17 protein-coding genes and 1 pseudogene are annotated in these 14,043 nt (G+C 69.2%); 12 read left to right on the plus strand and 6 right to left on the minus strand.

Going from position 1 to position 14,043, the window contains the following annotated elements; all coding sequences use genetic code 11:
• Positions 1–28: 28 nt before the first annotated feature.
• From BLR99_RS23240 to BLR99_RS04060, 4 genes are all read left to right on the plus strand, one after another.
• Positions 29–139, plus strand: a complete 111-nt coding sequence (locus BLR99_RS23240) for a cytochrome oxidase small assembly protein (protein ID WP_017438669.1) — start codon at positions 29–31, stop codon at positions 137–139.
• A gap of 169 nt (positions 140–308) precedes the next feature.
• Entirely contained in the window at positions 309–926 is a 618-nt protein-coding gene (locus BLR99_RS04050; protein WP_011796935.1) for a cytochrome c oxidase assembly protein, read from the plus strand.
• Positions 923–1,150, plus strand: coding sequence for a DUF2970 domain-containing protein (locus BLR99_RS04055; protein ID WP_011796934.1), 228 nt, complete (start codon positions 923–925; stop codon positions 1,148–1,150). Before BLR99_RS04050 ends, BLR99_RS04055 begins: the two co-directional genes overlap by 4 nt.
• 67 nt (positions 1,151–1,217) lie before the next feature.
• A complete protein-coding gene (locus BLR99_RS04060) occupies positions 1,218–2,102 on the plus strand; it encodes a cytochrome c oxidase subunit 3 (protein WP_011796933.1) in 885 nt (294 codons plus the stop codon).
• 75 nt (positions 2,103–2,177) lie between these two features.
• Here the strand turns inward: BLR99_RS04060 and BLR99_RS04065 are convergent, their stop codons facing one another.
• Positions 2,178–2,399 (minus strand): twin transmembrane helix small protein, encoded by a 222-nt coding sequence (locus BLR99_RS04065; protein WP_041828173.1) that lies wholly within the window; start codon positions 2,397–2,399, stop codon positions 2,178–2,180.
• Between BLR99_RS04065 and BLR99_RS04070 the strand changes: the two genes are divergently transcribed.
• Genes BLR99_RS04070 through BLR99_RS04090 form a run of 5 tightly spaced genes read left to right on the plus strand, consistent with a single transcriptional unit; the run spans position 2,398 to position 6,751 of the window.
• Positions 2,398–3,249 carry an SURF1 family protein gene (locus BLR99_RS04070; RefSeq protein WP_011796932.1) on the plus strand — a complete coding sequence of 284 codons (852 nt, stop codon included), beginning with the start codon at positions 2,398–2,400 and terminating at the stop codon, positions 3,247–3,249. The genes BLR99_RS04065 and BLR99_RS04070 overlap by 2 nt on opposite strands.
• A complete protein-coding gene (locus tag BLR99_RS04075) occupies positions 3,185–3,949 on the plus strand; it encodes a redox-active disulfide-containing membrane protein (RefSeq protein WP_041827568.1) in 765 nt (254 codons plus the stop codon). Before BLR99_RS04070 ends, BLR99_RS04075 begins: the two co-directional genes overlap by 65 nt.
• A gap of 52 nt (positions 3,950–4,001) precedes the next feature.
• Positions 4,002–5,216, plus strand: a complete 1,215-nt coding sequence (locus BLR99_RS04080) for a COX15/CtaA family protein (protein WP_011796930.1) — start codon at positions 4,002–4,004, stop codon at positions 5,214–5,216.
• Positions 5,213–6,121 carry a heme o synthase gene (gene cyoE, locus BLR99_RS04085; protein ID WP_011796929.1) on the plus strand — a complete coding sequence of 303 codons (909 nt, stop codon included), beginning with the start codon at positions 5,213–5,215 and terminating at the stop codon, positions 6,119–6,121. Before BLR99_RS04080 ends, cyoE begins: the two co-directional genes overlap by 4 nt.
• Positions 6,122–6,127: 6 nt before the next feature.
• A complete protein-coding gene (locus BLR99_RS04090; RefSeq protein ID WP_011796928.1) occupies positions 6,128–6,751 on the plus strand; it encodes an SCO family protein in 624 nt (207 codons plus the stop codon).
• Positions 6,752–6,831: 80 nt separating this feature from the next.
• On the opposite strand, the gene BLR99_RS04095 is transcribed toward BLR99_RS04090, so the two are convergent.
• The 4 genes from BLR99_RS04095 to rpoH all read right to left on the minus strand — a co-directional run bounded on the left by BLR99_RS04095 (position 6,832) and on the right by rpoH (position 10,337).
• Complete coding sequence (locus BLR99_RS04095; RefSeq protein ID WP_041827567.1) at positions 6,832–7,662, minus strand: Crp/Fnr family transcriptional regulator; 831 nt, start codon at positions 7,660–7,662, stop codon at positions 6,832–6,834.
• 98 nt (positions 7,663–7,760) lie between these two features.
• Positions 7,761–8,141, minus strand: coding sequence for a Gfo/Idh/MocA family oxidoreductase (locus BLR99_RS04100; protein ID WP_011796926.1), 381 nt, complete (start codon positions 8,139–8,141; stop codon positions 7,761–7,763).
• Between the two features lie 121 nt (positions 8,142–8,262).
• Entirely contained in the window at positions 8,263–9,291 is a 1,029-nt protein-coding gene (locus BLR99_RS04105) for a Bug family tripartite tricarboxylate transporter substrate binding protein (protein WP_011796925.1), read from the minus strand.
• Between the two features lie 104 nt (positions 9,292–9,395).
• Complete coding sequence (gene rpoH / locus BLR99_RS04110) at positions 9,396–10,337, minus strand: RNA polymerase sigma factor RpoH (RefSeq protein WP_011796924.1); 942 nt, start codon at positions 10,335–10,337, stop codon at positions 9,396–9,398.
• Positions 10,338–10,752: 415 nt separating this feature from the next.
• On the opposite strand from rpoH, the pseudogene BLR99_RS04115 reads away from it, so the two are divergent.
• Positions 10,753–10,881: pseudogene (locus BLR99_RS04115) on the plus strand (IS3 family transposase); the annotation flags it as partial.
• An 84-nt stretch (positions 10,882–10,965) separates the two neighbouring features.
• On the opposite strand, the gene BLR99_RS04120 reads toward BLR99_RS04115, so the two are convergent.
• The gene (locus tag BLR99_RS04120; RefSeq protein WP_041827566.1) at positions 10,966–11,859 is read right to left on the minus strand and encodes a LysR family transcriptional regulator; all 894 of its coding nucleotides are present in this window, start codon (positions 11,857–11,859) and stop codon (positions 10,966–10,968) included.
• 155 nt (positions 11,860–12,014) lie between these two features.
• Here BLR99_RS04120 and BLR99_RS04125 point away from each other — a divergent pair, with 155 nt between their 5' ends.
• Complete coding sequence (locus tag BLR99_RS04125) at positions 12,015–12,947, plus strand: ABC transporter substrate-binding protein (protein WP_228193964.1); 933 nt, start codon at positions 12,015–12,017, stop codon at positions 12,945–12,947.
• Positions 12,948–12,978: 31 nt separating this feature from the next.
• Positions 12,979–14,043 (plus strand): ABC transporter ATP-binding protein, encoded by a 1,065-nt coding sequence (locus tag BLR99_RS04130; RefSeq protein WP_048857632.1) that lies wholly within the window; start codon positions 12,979–12,981, stop codon positions 14,041–14,043.

Consider the following 14,043-nt stretch of genomic DNA (forward strand, 5'->3'; position numbering starts at 1 on the left):
GCACCAGTCCAGACGGAGCACGCGCGACATGGCGACACCCGAGCAGAAGAAGGCCAACCTGCGCATGGCCATCATCCTGGCGAGCATCGCGGTGGCCTTCTTCATCGGCTTCATGGTCAAGATGGCCTGGAAACTATGAGGCACCCCCTGAGTCGCTGCGCGCCTTCCTCCTCCAGGGGGACGACGGCCGTGGCCCGGCGAAGCCGGTTCCACGGCGTCTGGCGTGGCCTGCTCCGCGGCCATCGGAGGAACGAGGCCGCGTCGGTTGCTTGCGCACTGCGGACCGTGCGGCAGGGGAGTGCGGCCCGATGAGCCGCCGCCGCGAGAATTTCCGCATGGTGGGCAAGCTGGCCGTGATCTCGGTCGGCATGTTCGCGTTCGGCTACGTGCTCATCCCCATCTACAAGCACATCTGCGAGGTCACGGGCATCAACATCCTGTCGCTGTCGGAGCGCCAGGTGCCCGGCAACGGCGTGGCGGGCCGCGACGTGAAGCTGCCCGCGAACACGCAGGTGGATACCAGCCGCACGATCACCGTCGAATTCGATGCCAATGCGCGCGGCCCCTGGGACTTCAAGCCCGCCCGCTCCTCGGTCCGGGTGCATCCGGGCGAGCTCACCACCGTGATGTACGAATTCCAGAACGTGCAGAACCGCCGCATGGCGGCCCAGGCGATCCCGAGCTACGCGCCCCGGCAGGCGGCGGCGCACTTCAACAAGCTCGAATGCTTCTGCTTCAACCAGTACACGCTCGAGCCCGGCGAGAAGCGCGAATGGCCGGTGGCCTTCGTGGTCGATCCGCGCCTGCCCAAGGACGTGACCACGATCACGCTGTCCTATACGTTCTTCGAGGTCGGCGGCAAGACGCCCCCGGCGCCCGCCACCGTGTCCGCGGCGCCGCGGGCCCGCGAGGAGGACGGCTCATGACGGGATCGCGCCACGAACCCCGGCATGCCGCGCCAACCGCACGCCCCGGATCGCTGTGGCGCACGGTGCGCGCCGTGGCATGGTCGCTGCTGGGCATCCGCAAGGGCGCCGAGTACCGGCAGGACACCGAGCGCATCAACCCGCTGCACATCATCGCGGTCGGCCTCGTGGCCGTCGTGCTGCTGGTGGCCGGCCTCATCGCCCTCGTGAACTGGGTGGTGTAGCCGCCCGGTGCGAACCCGATCCCGAGAAGACGACAGACGACAAGAAGGAAAGAGACAGGAGCCAGCCATGAGTGCATCCACCCCCCAGGGCACCACGCCGTACTACTACGTTCCCGCCGAGTCGCGCCATCCGGCCATGGCCGCCGCGGGCCTCTTCTTCGTGATCCTCGGTGCCGGCCAGTGGATCAACGGCCACGACTGGGGCAAGTATTCGCTGTTCTTCGGCCTCGCCTGGTGGCTGTTCGTGCTCTACCAGTGGTTCCGCGACGCGGCCCGCGAAAGCGAGGGGGGCCTCTACAGCCGCAAGATCGACCTCTCGTACCGCTGGAGCATGAGCTGGTTCATCTTCTCCGAGGTGATGTTCTTCGGCGCCTTCTTCACCGCCCTGTGGTGGGCGCGCTCGCATTCCGTGCCGGCGCTGGGCAGCCTCGACAACGCGCTGCTCTGGCCCGACTTCAAGGCCGTGTGGCCCAGCATGGCCGCGGGCGCCACGGCCTCGCCCGCCGGCATCGTCGAGCCCTTCCAGACCGTGGGTCCCTTCTGGCTGCCCACCATCAACACCGCGCTGCTGCTGACCTCGGGCGTCACCCTCACCATCGCCCACCATGCCCTGCGCGAAAGCCACCGCGCGCGCGCCATCGGCTTCATGTGGGTCACCGTGGTCCTCGGCTTCGTGTTCCTCTGCGTGCAGGGCTACGAATACTTCCACCTCTACACCGAGCTGAACCTCAAGCTCAGCTCCGGCGTCTTCGGCTCCACGTTCTTCATGCTGACGGGTTTCCACGGCTTCCACGTCTTCGTGGGCATGCTGATGCTGCTGTTCATCACCCTGCGGCTGCAGAAGGGCCACTTCACCGCCGAGCGCCACTTCGGCTTCGAGGGCGCCGCCTGGTACTGGCACTTCGTGGACGTGGTGTGGCTGGGCCTGTACGTGCTGGTCTACTGGCTCTGAACCCGCACCTGTCCCCGCAGGAAAGCGCCTCCGGGCGCTTTTTTTGCCTCCGGGGCCGGTGGGGTGGAGGAGGGGTCAGCGCCCGACGGGCAAGCCGGTGGGCTGGATGTAGCCCAGCTTCCATGCCGCGAGCAGGCACAGGAAGAGCACAATGGACAGCCCCACCCGTACCGCGAGCGCCCGGGCCATGTGCCTGCCGCGGCGGGCGTCGTCCCGCCCCGTGCGCATCATGAAGAACAGCGCCGACGCGAGGCTCGCCAGAATGGCCAGGAAGGCCAGCACCACGACGTATTTCATGCAGCCCATTATCCGCAAGCGCACCGATGGCGCCAGGGGTTTCCGCCCGGACTGGCGCTTCTGGTGCATCACCGCCGCCGCGGTCGCCGCCATGGCCGCCACCGCGGCGCTCGGCCGCTGGCAGCTCGCGCGCGCGGCGGAGAAGCAGGCCTGGCAGGCCATGATCGATGCGCGGCAGGCGATGCCGCCCGTGCCCGCCGCGGCCCTGGCCTCCCTGCCGCCCGTTGCCGGCCCGGAAAGCGGCAGCCCGGCCATGCCCGCCGCCGAGGCCCTCGTGCACCGCCCGGCGGTGCTCCGGGGCCGCTGGCTGGCGCAGGACACGGTCTTCCTCGACAACCGGCAGATGCAGGGCCGCCCCGGATTCTTCGTCGTCACGCCGCTGCGGCTCACCTCGCCGGGCGCCGAGGGGGCGGTGGTGCTGGTGCAGCGCGGATGGGTGCCGCGCGATTTCCAGGACCGCACACGCCTGCCCGCGGTGCCCGCGCCTTCGGAGGATGTCGAAGTGCATGGCCGCATCGCGGCGGCGCCCTCGCGGCTCTACGAACCCGGCGGACCGGCTTCCGCCGCAGGCAGCGAGGGGTCTTCCCGCATCCGGCAGAATCTCGACCTGGCGGCCTACCGCGCCGAGACGGGGCTGCAGCGCCTCGCCCCCCTCACGGTGATCGAGACGGGTGGGCCGGAAGGTCCGCTGCAGCGCGACTGGCCGGCGGTCGATGCCGGGGTCGCCAGGCACCATGGCTACGCCTTCCAGTGGTTCGGGCTCTGCGCCCTCGTGGCAATCCTCTATGTCTGGTTCCAAATCGTCCGACGCTTCATTCGCCCAGGCCGCCAGCCGGCCCCCCCTGCCTGACGGACCGGGTTCCTCCCATCCGCTGGGCCTGAGCGTGCACGGCCTGCCGGCCGCGGCGGATGCCGTGGCGGCGCTGGAAACGCGCGCGCGGCAGGGCCGCTGGAAGATGCTGGGCGTGCTGCTGGTCTGCGCCGCCCCCGTCATCGCTTCCTACACCGCCTACTACGTGGTGCGCCCGGAGGCCCGCCGCAGCTACGGCGAACTCATCGATCCGCAGCGGCCCCTGCCCGATGCCCTGGCCACCCGCGGCATCGACGGCGCGGCGTCCGGCCCGCTCGGGGCGCTGAAGGGGCAGTGGCTGCTGGTCAGCGTGGCATCCGGCGCGTGCGACGACCTGTGCCGCAACCACCTCTACCTGCAGCGCCAGCTGCGCGAGAGCCTCGGCAAGGACAAGGAACGCATGGACTGGGTCTGGCTCGTGACCGATGCGGCCCCGGCCCCGGCCGAGATCGCCCCCGGCCTGCGCGATGCCGTGGTGCGCCGCGTGGACGCCCAGGCGCTCGCGGGCTGGCTGGCCCCGGCGCCGGGCCATGCGCTGTCCGACCATCTCTTCGTCGTGGACCCGATGGGGCACTGGATGATGCGCTTTCCCGCGCGCATGGACGCTGCGGGCGCCGCCCGGGCCAAGCGCGACCTGGAACGGCTCATGCGGGCCTCGTCATCGTGGGACCAGCCGGGCCGCCCGGAGGCGCAGCCATGAGCCGGGCCCATCCGCGCGCGTGCGGGGCGATACCCGCCGGAGGTGCCGTGCAATGAACGCCGCCCAGCCGCTCTACGATTTCGCGCCGCTCGCCGAACTGATGCTGCTCGGCCTCGCGATCGCCCTCGGCCCGCTGGCCTGGGTGGCATGGCGCAACCGCCATGGTTCGCCCGTGCGGCGCTGGCAGGCGCTGGCGATCCTCACGCTCTTCCTCACGTTCGACCTGGTACTGTTCGGCGCCTTCACCCGGCTCACCGATTCCGGCCTGGGCTGCCCCGACTGGCCCGGCTGCTACGGCAATGCGAGCCCGGTGGGCGCCCGCGCGGAAATCTCCGCCGCCCAGGAAGCCATGCCCACCGGCCCGGTCACGCACCGCAAGGCGTGGGTGGAGATGGTCCACCGCTACCTGGCCTCCGCGGTGGGCGTGCTCATCATCGCGCTCACGGCGGGGGCATGGTGGCAGTGGCGCCGCAGCCGCCGGGCAGGCCCGGATGCCGCGCAGGAGCGCATGGCCGTGCATCCCTGGTGGCCTACGGCCACGCTCGTGTGGGTCTGCCTGCAGGGAGCGTTCGGTGCCTGGACGGTGACCATGAAGCTTTTCCCCGCCATCGTCACGCTGCACCTCGTCGGCGGCATCGTGCTGCTGGCCCTGCTGTGCGTGCAGGCCGTGCGCCAGACCCAGGCTTCGCGCGGCATCGCGCCCGCCGCCCTCGCACCGGGCCTGCGCGCGCTGCTCGTGCTGACGGCGATGCTGGTGGGCCTGCAGATCCTGCTGGGCGGCTGGGTGAGCACCAACTACGCCGTCCTCGCCTGCTCCACCTTCCCCACCTGCCAGGGCAACTGGTGGCCCGACATGGCTTTCGCGGAGGGCTTCCAGATCTGGCGGCCCCTCGGCCTGCTGCAGGACGGCAGCCACATCAGCTTCGCCGGCCTCACCGCCATCCACTATGCGCACCGGCTGGCGGCCTATGCCGTGCTGGCCGCGCTCGCCCTGCTGGCCTGGCGCCTGCGCGCCGTGCCGGCGCTGCGGCCGCAGGCCCGCTGGCTGGCGGGGCTGGCGCTGCTGCAGTTCGCCACCGGGCTGTCCAACGTCGTGCTCGACTGGCCGCTGGTCGCCGCCGTGCTCCACACCGGCGGCGCGGCCGCCCTCGTCGTCGCGCTCACCTGGACCCTGGCCGCCAGCCGGGCCGTGGGCGCCAGGGACAAAATGTCCACCCCCCGCGCGATTGAAACCGCCGCGGGCGCCCCGAGAATTTCTTCGCCATGAGTGCCGCTTCCGCTTCCACCGCCCCCCAGGCGGTTTCGTCCCGCTTCTCGCAGTTCTACGCGCTGACCAAGCCGCGCGTGGTCCAGCTCATCGTTTTCTGCGCATTCATCGGCATGGTGCTCGCGGTGCCCGGCCTGCCGAGCGGGGAGCAGTGGCTGCACATGGCCATCGCCTGCTTCGGGATCTGGCTGGTCGCCGGGGCCGCGGCCGCCTTCAACTGCCTCGTGGAGCAGCACATCGACGCCAGGATGAACCGCACCGCCTGGCGCCCCACGGCCAAGGGCGAACTCTCCAACGCCCAGACGCTCGCTTTCTCGGCCCTGCTGTGCCTGGCCGGCTCGCTCGTGCTCTTCGTCTGGGTCAATGCGCTCACCATGTGGCTCACCTTCGCCACCTTCGTGGGCTACGCGGTCATCTACACCGTCGTGCTCAAGCCGCGCACGCCGCAGAACATCGTCATCGGCGGAGCCTCCGGCGCCATGCCGCCGGTGCTGGGCTGGGCGTCCATGACGGGCGACGTGGGGCCGGAGCCGCTGATCCTCTTCCTCATCATCTTCCTCTGGACCCCGCCCCATTTCTGGGCGCTCGCCCTCTACCGCGTGGAGGACTACCGCAAGTCCGGCCTGCCCATGCTGCCCGTCACCCACGGCAACGAGTTCACCCGCCTGCAGGTGCTGCTCTACACCTTCATCCTGTTCGCCGGCTGCCTGATGCCCTTCGTGTACGGCATGAGCTCCTGGATCTACCTGGCCGCGGCGGTGGTGCTCTGCACCGGCTTCTGCGCTTATGCCTTCCGCCTCTGGCGCAACTATTCCGACGCGCTCGCGCGCAAGACCTTCCGCTTCTCCCTCATCCACCTGAGCCTGCTTTTCGCGGCGCTGCTGGTGGACCATTACGTGCTCTGAACCGCCATGCCCATGCACAAACGCACTCTCCTTCGCAGCGCAGCGGCCTGCGCCCTGTTCGCCGGCGCGGCGGGCCTGCTCGGGGGCTGCTCCCAGGAAAAGGCCCCGTCCTTCCAGGGCGTGGACATCACCGGCGCGGAGTACGCGCGCGACCTGCCGCTGCCCGACCACAACGGCCAGCCGCGCCATTTGAAGGACTTCGCCGGCAAGGTGGTGGTCGTCTTCTTCGGCTATACCCAGTGCCCGGACGTCTGCCCGACCTCCATGGCCGAGCTGGCCGAGGTCAAGCGCTCGCTGGGCGCGGACGGCGACCGGCTGCAGGGCCTGTTCGTCACGGTGGACCCGGAGCGCGACACGCCCGAGGTGCTCAAGGCCTACATGACCAATTTCGATCCGGGCTTCCTCGCGCTGCGCGGCACGCCCGAGCAGCTCGCGGCCGTCGCCAAGGACTTCAAGATCTACTACAAGAAGGTGCCCGGAAAGACGCCGACCAGCTACACCATGGACCACTCTGCAGGCAGCTACATCTACGATCCGGCCGGCCGGCTGCGCGTCTATCACCGCTACGGCAGCGGTGCTCAGGCCCTGGCGTCCGACGTCAAGGCCTTGCTGCAGGCGCCTGGCGCCTGAGCGCGGAGGACGGCTCGCGCCCTGTGCCGTGGCGCGGGGCCGAGGCCATGGGCGCGGCGCCCGTGCGGCGCGTGGAAGCGTCACGCCCCCAGTGCCTGCACGGCGGGGGGGCGCGCGGCCGGTGCGGCCAGGGCCACGCGCCATGCCGCGGGCTTGCCGCCATCGCGTGCAGGGGCCGGGCGACGCGCGGGCGCCGGCGGCAGGTTCTCGGCGCGCGTTGCCTGATTCGCCAGCAATGCGACCAGGGGCGCCCGCACGATGGCGCAATGCCAGCGGTCGTGGCGCACCACGGCGCCCTGCTGCGCCAGTTGCGTCAGGGACCGTGCAATGGTTTCCCGGGTGGTCGCGAGCAGGGATGCCAGCACCGTGTGGGTGGGCAGCCGCACCAGGGTGCTGCGCTGCAGCTGGGACAGCTGCAGCAGCGCGCTGGCCAACTGGGCAGGCACGCCGCGCAGATGCAGCAGACCGGACCAGTCCGCCAGCCGCGCCTGCGCCTGCGCCTCCTCCTGCAGCAGCGCCTGCAGGAATTCAGCATCCAGCCCGCCGGAGCGCACCAGTGCAGCAGCCGGAATCCGGCACAGGCGTCCTTCCTGGACGGCGACCCAGGTCAGGCGTTCCGCGGTGCCGAGCACCGCGCCCGTGCCCAGGGCCTGCCCGCAGCCCGCCATGGCCACGGGGCGGGCCACCTCGTCCGGGCCCACGCGCTGCAGCAGCGCGGTACCCACCTTGATCACCGAGATGGAATCGGCGGTTTCCCCCTGGGTCTGCAGAAGGTCTCCCTTGCGGAACCGGTGCTCCTGCACCAGCGCCGGCCAGGGGACCCGCGTGGCCTCGCCCTGACGGCCGATCAGGCACAGACGCCGGCTGGAGCATTCATGACAGGTCTTGCGATCCGGTTCGGAGAGGGGCATGGAAAGGCCATTCGGGAGAAGGAGGGCGGGAATATCCGGCTGCGCGGTCCTGGCGGCCGCGGGCCTCATGCCCCGCCGTGAACCGGAGGCCGGCAGGCTCAGGCGTAGGCCACGTCGCCGTGGCGGCCCGGAACGAGGGCGCCGGCGGACAGCGACATCATGAGCAGCGCGATCCGCTCGTGCAGGATCACGGTCTTCTGGTTGCCCGAGTCCACCATGTGCTTGCGCAGCGCCTCCCGCACCGGTGCCTGGCCGGTGACGTCGATCACGATGTCCGCCGCGGCGCCATGCTGGTGGAGCAGGTCCATGTAGTCCTGGTGGACGGGAACGCCATGGCTGCGTGCCAGGGCGACGCCGGGCAGCGAAAGATCCAGTTCCGCGACGCCCAGCACCTGGACGAAGGGCGCGGCCAGCAGCTGCCGCAGCAGCGGCGTGCCCGTCTGGCCTGCACCGATGACGATGATGCGGAATGTTGGCATGGCAGGAAAACCCCGGAAATTGGAACGATGACCGGAGTCTGCAGGCGCGATGCCCTCGGGGGCATGATCTACATCAATGGCCGCGCAGCGTTGGCGGAAGCGGCCGCCCCCCCCCCCGCAGCTACTCCACCCGGATGTTCTTCGCGCGGATCACCTGCTCCATCTGGGACGTATCCGCCTCGATGCGCCGGGCCAGGCCTTCGGCGGAGGTGCCGGCCACCTGCCAGCCCTGCTGGAACAGCGCGTTGCGCACTTCCGGAGTCCGGGCGATCTCGGCGATCACTGTGGAAAGACGCGCCCGGTGGGCAGCCGGCATCGACGCGGGTGCAGCGAAGGCATTCCAGATCTCCAACTGGAAATCCTTCACGCCGGCCTCGGCGAGGCTCGGGACGCCCGGCACGAGCGAACTGCGGCCGGTCGAGGTCACGCCCAGCAGCTGCAGCTTGCCGCTGCGTTGCTGTGCCACGGCCAGCGCGGGGGGCAGCAGGGCCATCTGCAGTTGCCCGCCCAGCATGCCCATCGCCACCTGCGGATAGCCCGGATAGGGGACATGCACCGGCGCGATGCCCGTGCGGGCCTTGAGCAGTTCGGTCCCGATATGGCCCATGGTGCCGACGCCGGGCGTTCCGTAGCTCCAGCGGTCACCCGCCTGGCGGGCAGCCTCCAGGAAGGTGCGCGCATCCGCATGGGCCGGCACACCGGCCTGCGCAGCCGGCGCGGCGAGCACCAGCGGCGAGATGCCCACGAGGCTGAGCGGAGCGAGGTCCCGGTGCGGATCGAAGGGCAACGCGGGGTTGATCAGCTTGGCGATCGTCAGGTTGACGTTGATGAACAGCCCGATGGTGTGGCCATCCGCCGCCTTGGCCACGGCATCCGCGCCGATGTTGCCGCTGGCGCCGACCTTGTTCTCCACGACCACCGGCTGGCCCAGCGCATGGGCGAGCGGGTCGGCGAAGGTACGTGCCGTCAGGTCTGGCGAGGAGCCCGGGGGGAATCCCACGATGATGCGCAACGGCCTGGACGGCCACGCGGCATCCTGTGCCGGCGGCGGCGCTGCCACCGCCCATCCGCAGCCCAGCAGGGCGGCTCCGGAAGCGAGGATGCGGCGGCGGGCCAGGGAGATGGGAGGCGACTTGTCTGAGCGTTGCATGGAATGTGCGGCAGATGAAAAAAAGGCGCGCTACCCGTTCAGGTAGCACGCCCGATTATCGCTGGCGCCACGAGGATTCCGCAGCGCGAAACGGTGCGAGGGTGTCAGGCGTATTCCGCCAGCGCCTTCTTCATCTTCTTCATCGCGGCGACCTCGATCTGCCGGATGCGCTCGGCGCTCACGCCGTACACCGCAGCCAGTTCATGCAGCGTCATGCCGCCCGAACCGTCGTCGTTGACCTTGAGCCAGCGCTCCTCGACGATGCGGCGGCTCCGGTCGTCCAGCGTAGCGAGGGCATTGGCGATGCCGTCCGTGGCCAGCACGTCGCGCTGGCGCGATTCGATCATGGCGGTCGGCTCGTGCATGCCGTCGGCCAGGTAGGCGATGGGTCCGTAGGCCTGTTCGCCGTCATCGGACGGGGCCGGGTCCAGCATCACGTCGCCTCCCGACAGGCGCGTTTCCATCTCGATGACTTCCTCGCGCTTGACGTTGAGCTGCTGGGCCACGACGTCGATCTCCTGCTCGGAGAGCGTCTCGCGGTGCGTGCCCGCGTCCCCGGCGGCGGCGTCGGCCTTGAAGCCCTGCTTCATCGAGCGCAGGTTGAAGAACAGCTTGCGCTGGCTCTTGGTGGTGGCCACCTTCACCATGCGCCAGTTCTTCAGGATGTACTCGTGGATCTCGGCCTTGATCCAGTGCATGGCGTAGCTCACCAGGCGCACGTTCTGGTCCGGATCAAAGCGTTTCACGGCTTTCATCAGGCCCACGTTGCCCTCCTGGATCAGGTCGCCATGCGGCAGGCCGTAGCCGAGGTACTGCCGGGCGATCGAAACCACCAGCCGCAGATGCGACATCACCATCCGGCCCGCGGCCTCCACGTCGTTGTGCTCCTTCAGCCGGCGGGCGTAGGTGCGCTCTTCCTCGGCCGTGAGCATCGGCAGGCGGTTCACCGCGGAGATGTACGCATCCAGATTGCCCAGCGGGGGGATCAGCGCCCAGGCGTTGACCGGTGCAAGCGCAGTGGCGGCGGTTCCAGACTGAATCGTCATTCCAGAAATCCTTTCTTCCATTCTTTCACTTTAGCAGTCTCTTGGAGGGAGTGCTAAGGCCGAAGTTCCTTTCCCTGCGTAGGACTGGGGATGTCTGCGAAGTGGGTGTGTGTTTCACGAAGCCAGTGTGGATTTCCGATGAGTCTTGTACTTTTCTCACTGAGTTTTGTACTCTTCTGCACACTAGGTCCACGTAAGGGGCATCGTGCGGTTTTTCATAATGCCATGTCATCGGCCAGGAGCGATCTATCGCGTTGAACTCGCGGAAGCACGCCCTGGCGTACTCGAATGGGGCCCCATCAGGACGCAGTGTGGTCGGTGGAGCGGCTTTCGGCCTCCCATTGTTCCATCTCTTGCAGGCGCTCTCGCCTCAGGTTTGAGGCTCGCAGGTGTCTAGAAATCCCGGGGCGATTTAACCAGGCAGCAGACCAGAGCCGACGTGTTCGACTACATCGAGCGGTTCTACAACCCGCTCAGGAAGCGCTCAAAATTGAACTACCTCAGCCCGGTTCAATTCGAGGAGCGACCGCGCTTGAAGGGTTAGGCAAAGCGTCCGGGAAACCGGGGAAGCCCATAGGCCACCGGGTAGCCCACGAACACCGCCTTGCCAGGGCTGCTCAGGGGCGGTTCACTTTCGATCTCTCAGCAGCGCCTTCAGCCACCGGCAGAAGTCCTGCGCGAGCTGCGTGTGCGAGCTCATCTCGTTCAGGTACGCGACATAGCTCGCGCCCGAGTTGACGACCCGCTCGTCCGCCAGCTGGAGCGTGCCGTCGCGGAGCTGGTCGAGCACGAACAGCCGGGGCACGACGAGGAATCCCGAGCCGCCGATGGCGGCGGTCAGCGCCAGGAACAGATGGTCGTACGTGGCCACGACGTGCAGGCTGTCCGGCGGCAGGTTCGCGGCGAGGGCCCACGACGCGAGCAGCTCCGGGCGCGACCTGGACGCCACCATGGGCCAGTGCGCCACGGCGTCCGACCGGTGCGCGGCCACCTGGGATGGCGAGCCGACGCAGACCAGCTCTTCGCGGACCAGCTCCCAGGACTCCGTCCCGCCCAGGCTCAGGTCGCGGGTGACGAGTACGTCGAAGTCGTCGGAGGGCAGGGGGGGCGACAGGGACGTGATGAGGTCGACCTGGGCCCCGCTGGCCGCCGAGAAGGCGCCGAGCGCCGGCACCACCACCGTCATCGCGAAGCTGGGCATGGACGTGCGCACCCGCAGGCGGTCGTGCCGTTTGCCCTTCTGCGCCAGCAACTGCATCGTCAGCTCGATGGTGGACATCGCGTCCTTCACCGCCTCGAAGAGCTGGAGCCCGGCCGGCGTCATCTCGATGGTGGCGCCCCGGCGTATGAACAGCGCCGTGCCCGCGAACGCTTCCAGCACGGCGATGTGGCGGCTGACCGCGCCCTGCGTGATGCCGAGCGCACTGGCCGCCCGCGTGAACTTGCCGTGCCGGCCGACGGCCACGAACGCCCGCAGTGCCTTCAGCGGCATCTCGGCGGAGTCAGTATTAATTTTCTTCATAAAAGTCCAGCGAACAAGAATACTGTCACACAGCGTGCATTGATCCCGGCGTCTTGACTGGAAACAATGAATCTCGTCGTTGTACTTCATCGGGATGCAGATCCATGCTCGGAACCATGTCAAAACTATGTGCTGTACTCATCGTGGGCGCAGCAATGCATCTGTCCGCCATGGCCGGGACGGTGGTGCTCTATTCGTCCAACAATGTGGAAACGGTGAACGGCGTGGTGGACCAGTTCACCAAGGAGAACCCGGACATCAAGGTGTCGGTCGTGCGCGCCGGAACCGGGGCCCTGATGCAGCGCATCAAGGCGGAAGCGGCCAATCCGCTGGGCGACATCTTCTGGAGCGGCGGGCTGTCGACGATCGCCGAATTCCGCGAGCTGCTGGCGCCCTATGTGTCTCCGCAGGCGGGCGCCGTGCCGGAGAAGTACCGCGGACCGGACGGCCTCTGGCTGGGCACCAATACGCATGTGACGGTGCTGATGACCCATCTGCGCCAGGTGCCCGGGGGGCAGCCCCCGAAGGCCTGGGCAGACCTCGCCGCACCGCAGTGGAAGGGCAAGATCGTCATCCCCGATCCCGAACGCAGCAGTGCCTCCTTCGTCGCGCTCTATGGCCTGCGCACGCTGCTGGGCCAGGAGATGCTGGACCGCATAGCCCGCAACGCGGTCATCGTCGGCACGACCTCCGCCGCCTACGAGGGTGTCGCCAAGGGGGAGTTCGCGGTGGCGGTCACGATGGAATACGCCGCCTACGAGTACGTCGCCGGCGGCATGAAGGACATCCGCATCGTGTACCCGGCGGAAGGCACCTTCCTGTCCCCCGAGGGCATGGCCCTGATCAAGGGAGGGAAGAACCCTGCGGAAGCCCGCCGGCTCTACGAGTTCCTGGCATCCAGGGGCGTGCAGACGAAGGTGTTCCAGTCCGCCTACCGGCGCCCGCTGCGGGAGGACATCGACGTCAGCCGGCTGTCCGGGCTGCCGGCGCTGTCCAGCATCCAGGTCGTTCCGCTGGACGACGCCCGGATGGCCGCGGAGCGCGCGGCCTTCATCGCGCAATGGCGGCAAACCATCAGCGCGCGCTGATGCCGCTCCCCACGATCTCCAGAGCGTCCCCATGAAAGTAACGTTCCAGGCCATCGCGCAGAGCTATGGCGGCCAGCGGCTGTTCGAGCAGCTGGACCTCACCATCCCCAGCGGCTCCTTTTTCACGCTGCTGGGGCCGTCCGGCTGCGGCAAGACCACCCTGCTGCGCATGCTGGGCGGGTTCGTCCGCCCCGATGCCGGCACCATCCTGTTCGGCGACGAAGACGTCACGCACGTTCCGGTGCACCGGCGCAACGTGGGCATGGTGTTCCAGGACTATGCGCTGTTTCCGGACCGCTCCGTCCTGGCCAATGTCTGCTATGGCCTCACGGCGCGCGGCGTGGCGAAGGCCGAGGCGCAGGAGCGGGCCCTGGCGATGCTGCGCCGCGTGGGCCTGGCCGACTTCGCCGACCGTGCGCCGGCCGCGCTGTCCGGGGGGCAGCGCCAGCGCGTCGCCATGGCACGGGCCCTGGTCATCGGGCCGCGCCTGCTGTTGCTGGACGAGCCCTTGTCCGCCCTGGACGTGAAGCTGCGGGTCGGCCTGCGGAGCATGGTGCGGGATCTCCAGCGCGAAGCCGGCATCACCACCGTGTTCGTGACCCACGACCAGGAGGAGGCCCTGGCCATGTCGGACCAGATCGCCGTGATGGACCGCGGCCGCATCGTCCAGATCGGCTCGCCGCAGGACATCTACGGCCGTCCGACGACGGCATTCGCCGCCGACTTCGTAGGAGGCGCCAACCTCATCGCCATCGACGCCGAACTCTCCTCCGATGCGGCGGGCCAGCGGCGCCTGCAGTGCGGCGGCGCCGTCCTGCGCACCACCAGCGACGCACCCGTGAAGCCGGGGTCGCAGTTGGCGGTGCGCCCGGAGGACGTCGCGTTCTGCGACGCCGCTGGGGCCGGCCCGGATGTGCTGTCCGGCGTCGTGGAGCATGTCGAGTTCCGCGGCAGCACCACGGGCTATGCCGTCTCCACGGCGGTCGGGGTGATCCGCGTGGACGCGCGCACCGGGGCGCCGGCACGTGCGCCAGGGCGCGGCGAGACGGTCGCGCTCCGTGTGCCGCCGCACGCCCACATCGTGCAGGGGGCCTGA

This window comes from Paracidovorax citrulli, from assembly GCF_900100305.1.
Lineage (GTDB): Bacteria > Pseudomonadota > Gammaproteobacteria > Burkholderiales > Burkholderiaceae_C > Paracidovorax > Paracidovorax citrulli.

Coding starts and splice junctions, on each gene's coding strand:
- BLR99_RS04090 (WP_011796928.1), top strand. CDS start 6,128: ATGCCCATGCACAAACGCACTCTCCTTCGCAGCGCAGCGGCCTGCGCC.
- BLR99_RS04125 (WP_228193964.1), top strand. CDS start 12,015: ATGCATCTGTCCGCCATGGCCGGGACGGTGGTGCTCTATTCGTCCAAC.
- BLR99_RS04075 (WP_041827568.1), top strand. CDS start 3,185: ATGTCTGGTTCCAAATCGTCCGACGCTTCATTCGCCCAGGCCGCCAGC.
- BLR99_RS04095 (WP_041827567.1), bottom strand. CDS start 7,662: ATGCCCCTCTCCGAACCGGATCGCAAGACCTGTCATGAATGCTCCAGC.
- BLR99_RS04055 (WP_011796934.1), top strand. CDS start 923: ATGACGGGATCGCGCCACGAACCCCGGCATGCCGCGCCAACCGCACGC.
- BLR99_RS04120 (WP_041827566.1), bottom strand. CDS start 11,859: ATGAAGAAAATTAATACTGACTCCGCCGAGATGCCGCTGAAGGCACTG.
- BLR99_RS04060 (WP_011796933.1), top strand. CDS start 1,218: ATGAGTGCATCCACCCCCCAGGGCACCACGCCGTACTACTACGTTCCC.
- BLR99_RS23240 (WP_017438669.1), top strand. CDS start 29: ATGGCGACACCCGAGCAGAAGAAGGCCAACCTGCGCATGGCCATCATC.
- rpoH (WP_011796924.1), bottom strand. CDS start 10,337: ATGACGATTCAGTCTGGAACCGCCGCCACTGCGCTTGCACCGGTCAAC.
- cyoE (WP_011796929.1), top strand. CDS start 5,213: ATGAGTGCCGCTTCCGCTTCCACCGCCCCCCAGGCGGTTTCGTCCCGC.
- BLR99_RS04100 (WP_011796926.1), bottom strand. CDS start 8,141: ATGCCAACATTCCGCATCATCGTCATCGGTGCAGGCCAGACGGGCACG.
- BLR99_RS04130 (WP_048857632.1), top strand. CDS start 12,979: ATGAAAGTAACGTTCCAGGCCATCGCGCAGAGCTATGGCGGCCAGCGG.
- BLR99_RS04050 (WP_011796935.1), top strand. CDS start 309: ATGAGCCGCCGCCGCGAGAATTTCCGCATGGTGGGCAAGCTGGCCGTG.
- BLR99_RS04065 (WP_041828173.1), bottom strand. CDS start 2,399: ATGAAATACGTCGTGGTGCTGGCCTTCCTGGCCATTCTGGCGAGCCTC.
- BLR99_RS04070 (WP_011796932.1), top strand. CDS start 2,398: ATGCAGCCCATTATCCGCAAGCGCACCGATGGCGCCAGGGGTTTCCGC.
- BLR99_RS04105 (WP_011796925.1), bottom strand. CDS start 9,291: ATGCAACGCTCAGACAAGTCGCCTCCCATCTCCCTGGCCCGCCGCCGC.
- BLR99_RS04080 (WP_011796930.1), top strand. CDS start 4,002: ATGAACGCCGCCCAGCCGCTCTACGATTTCGCGCCGCTCGCCGAACTG.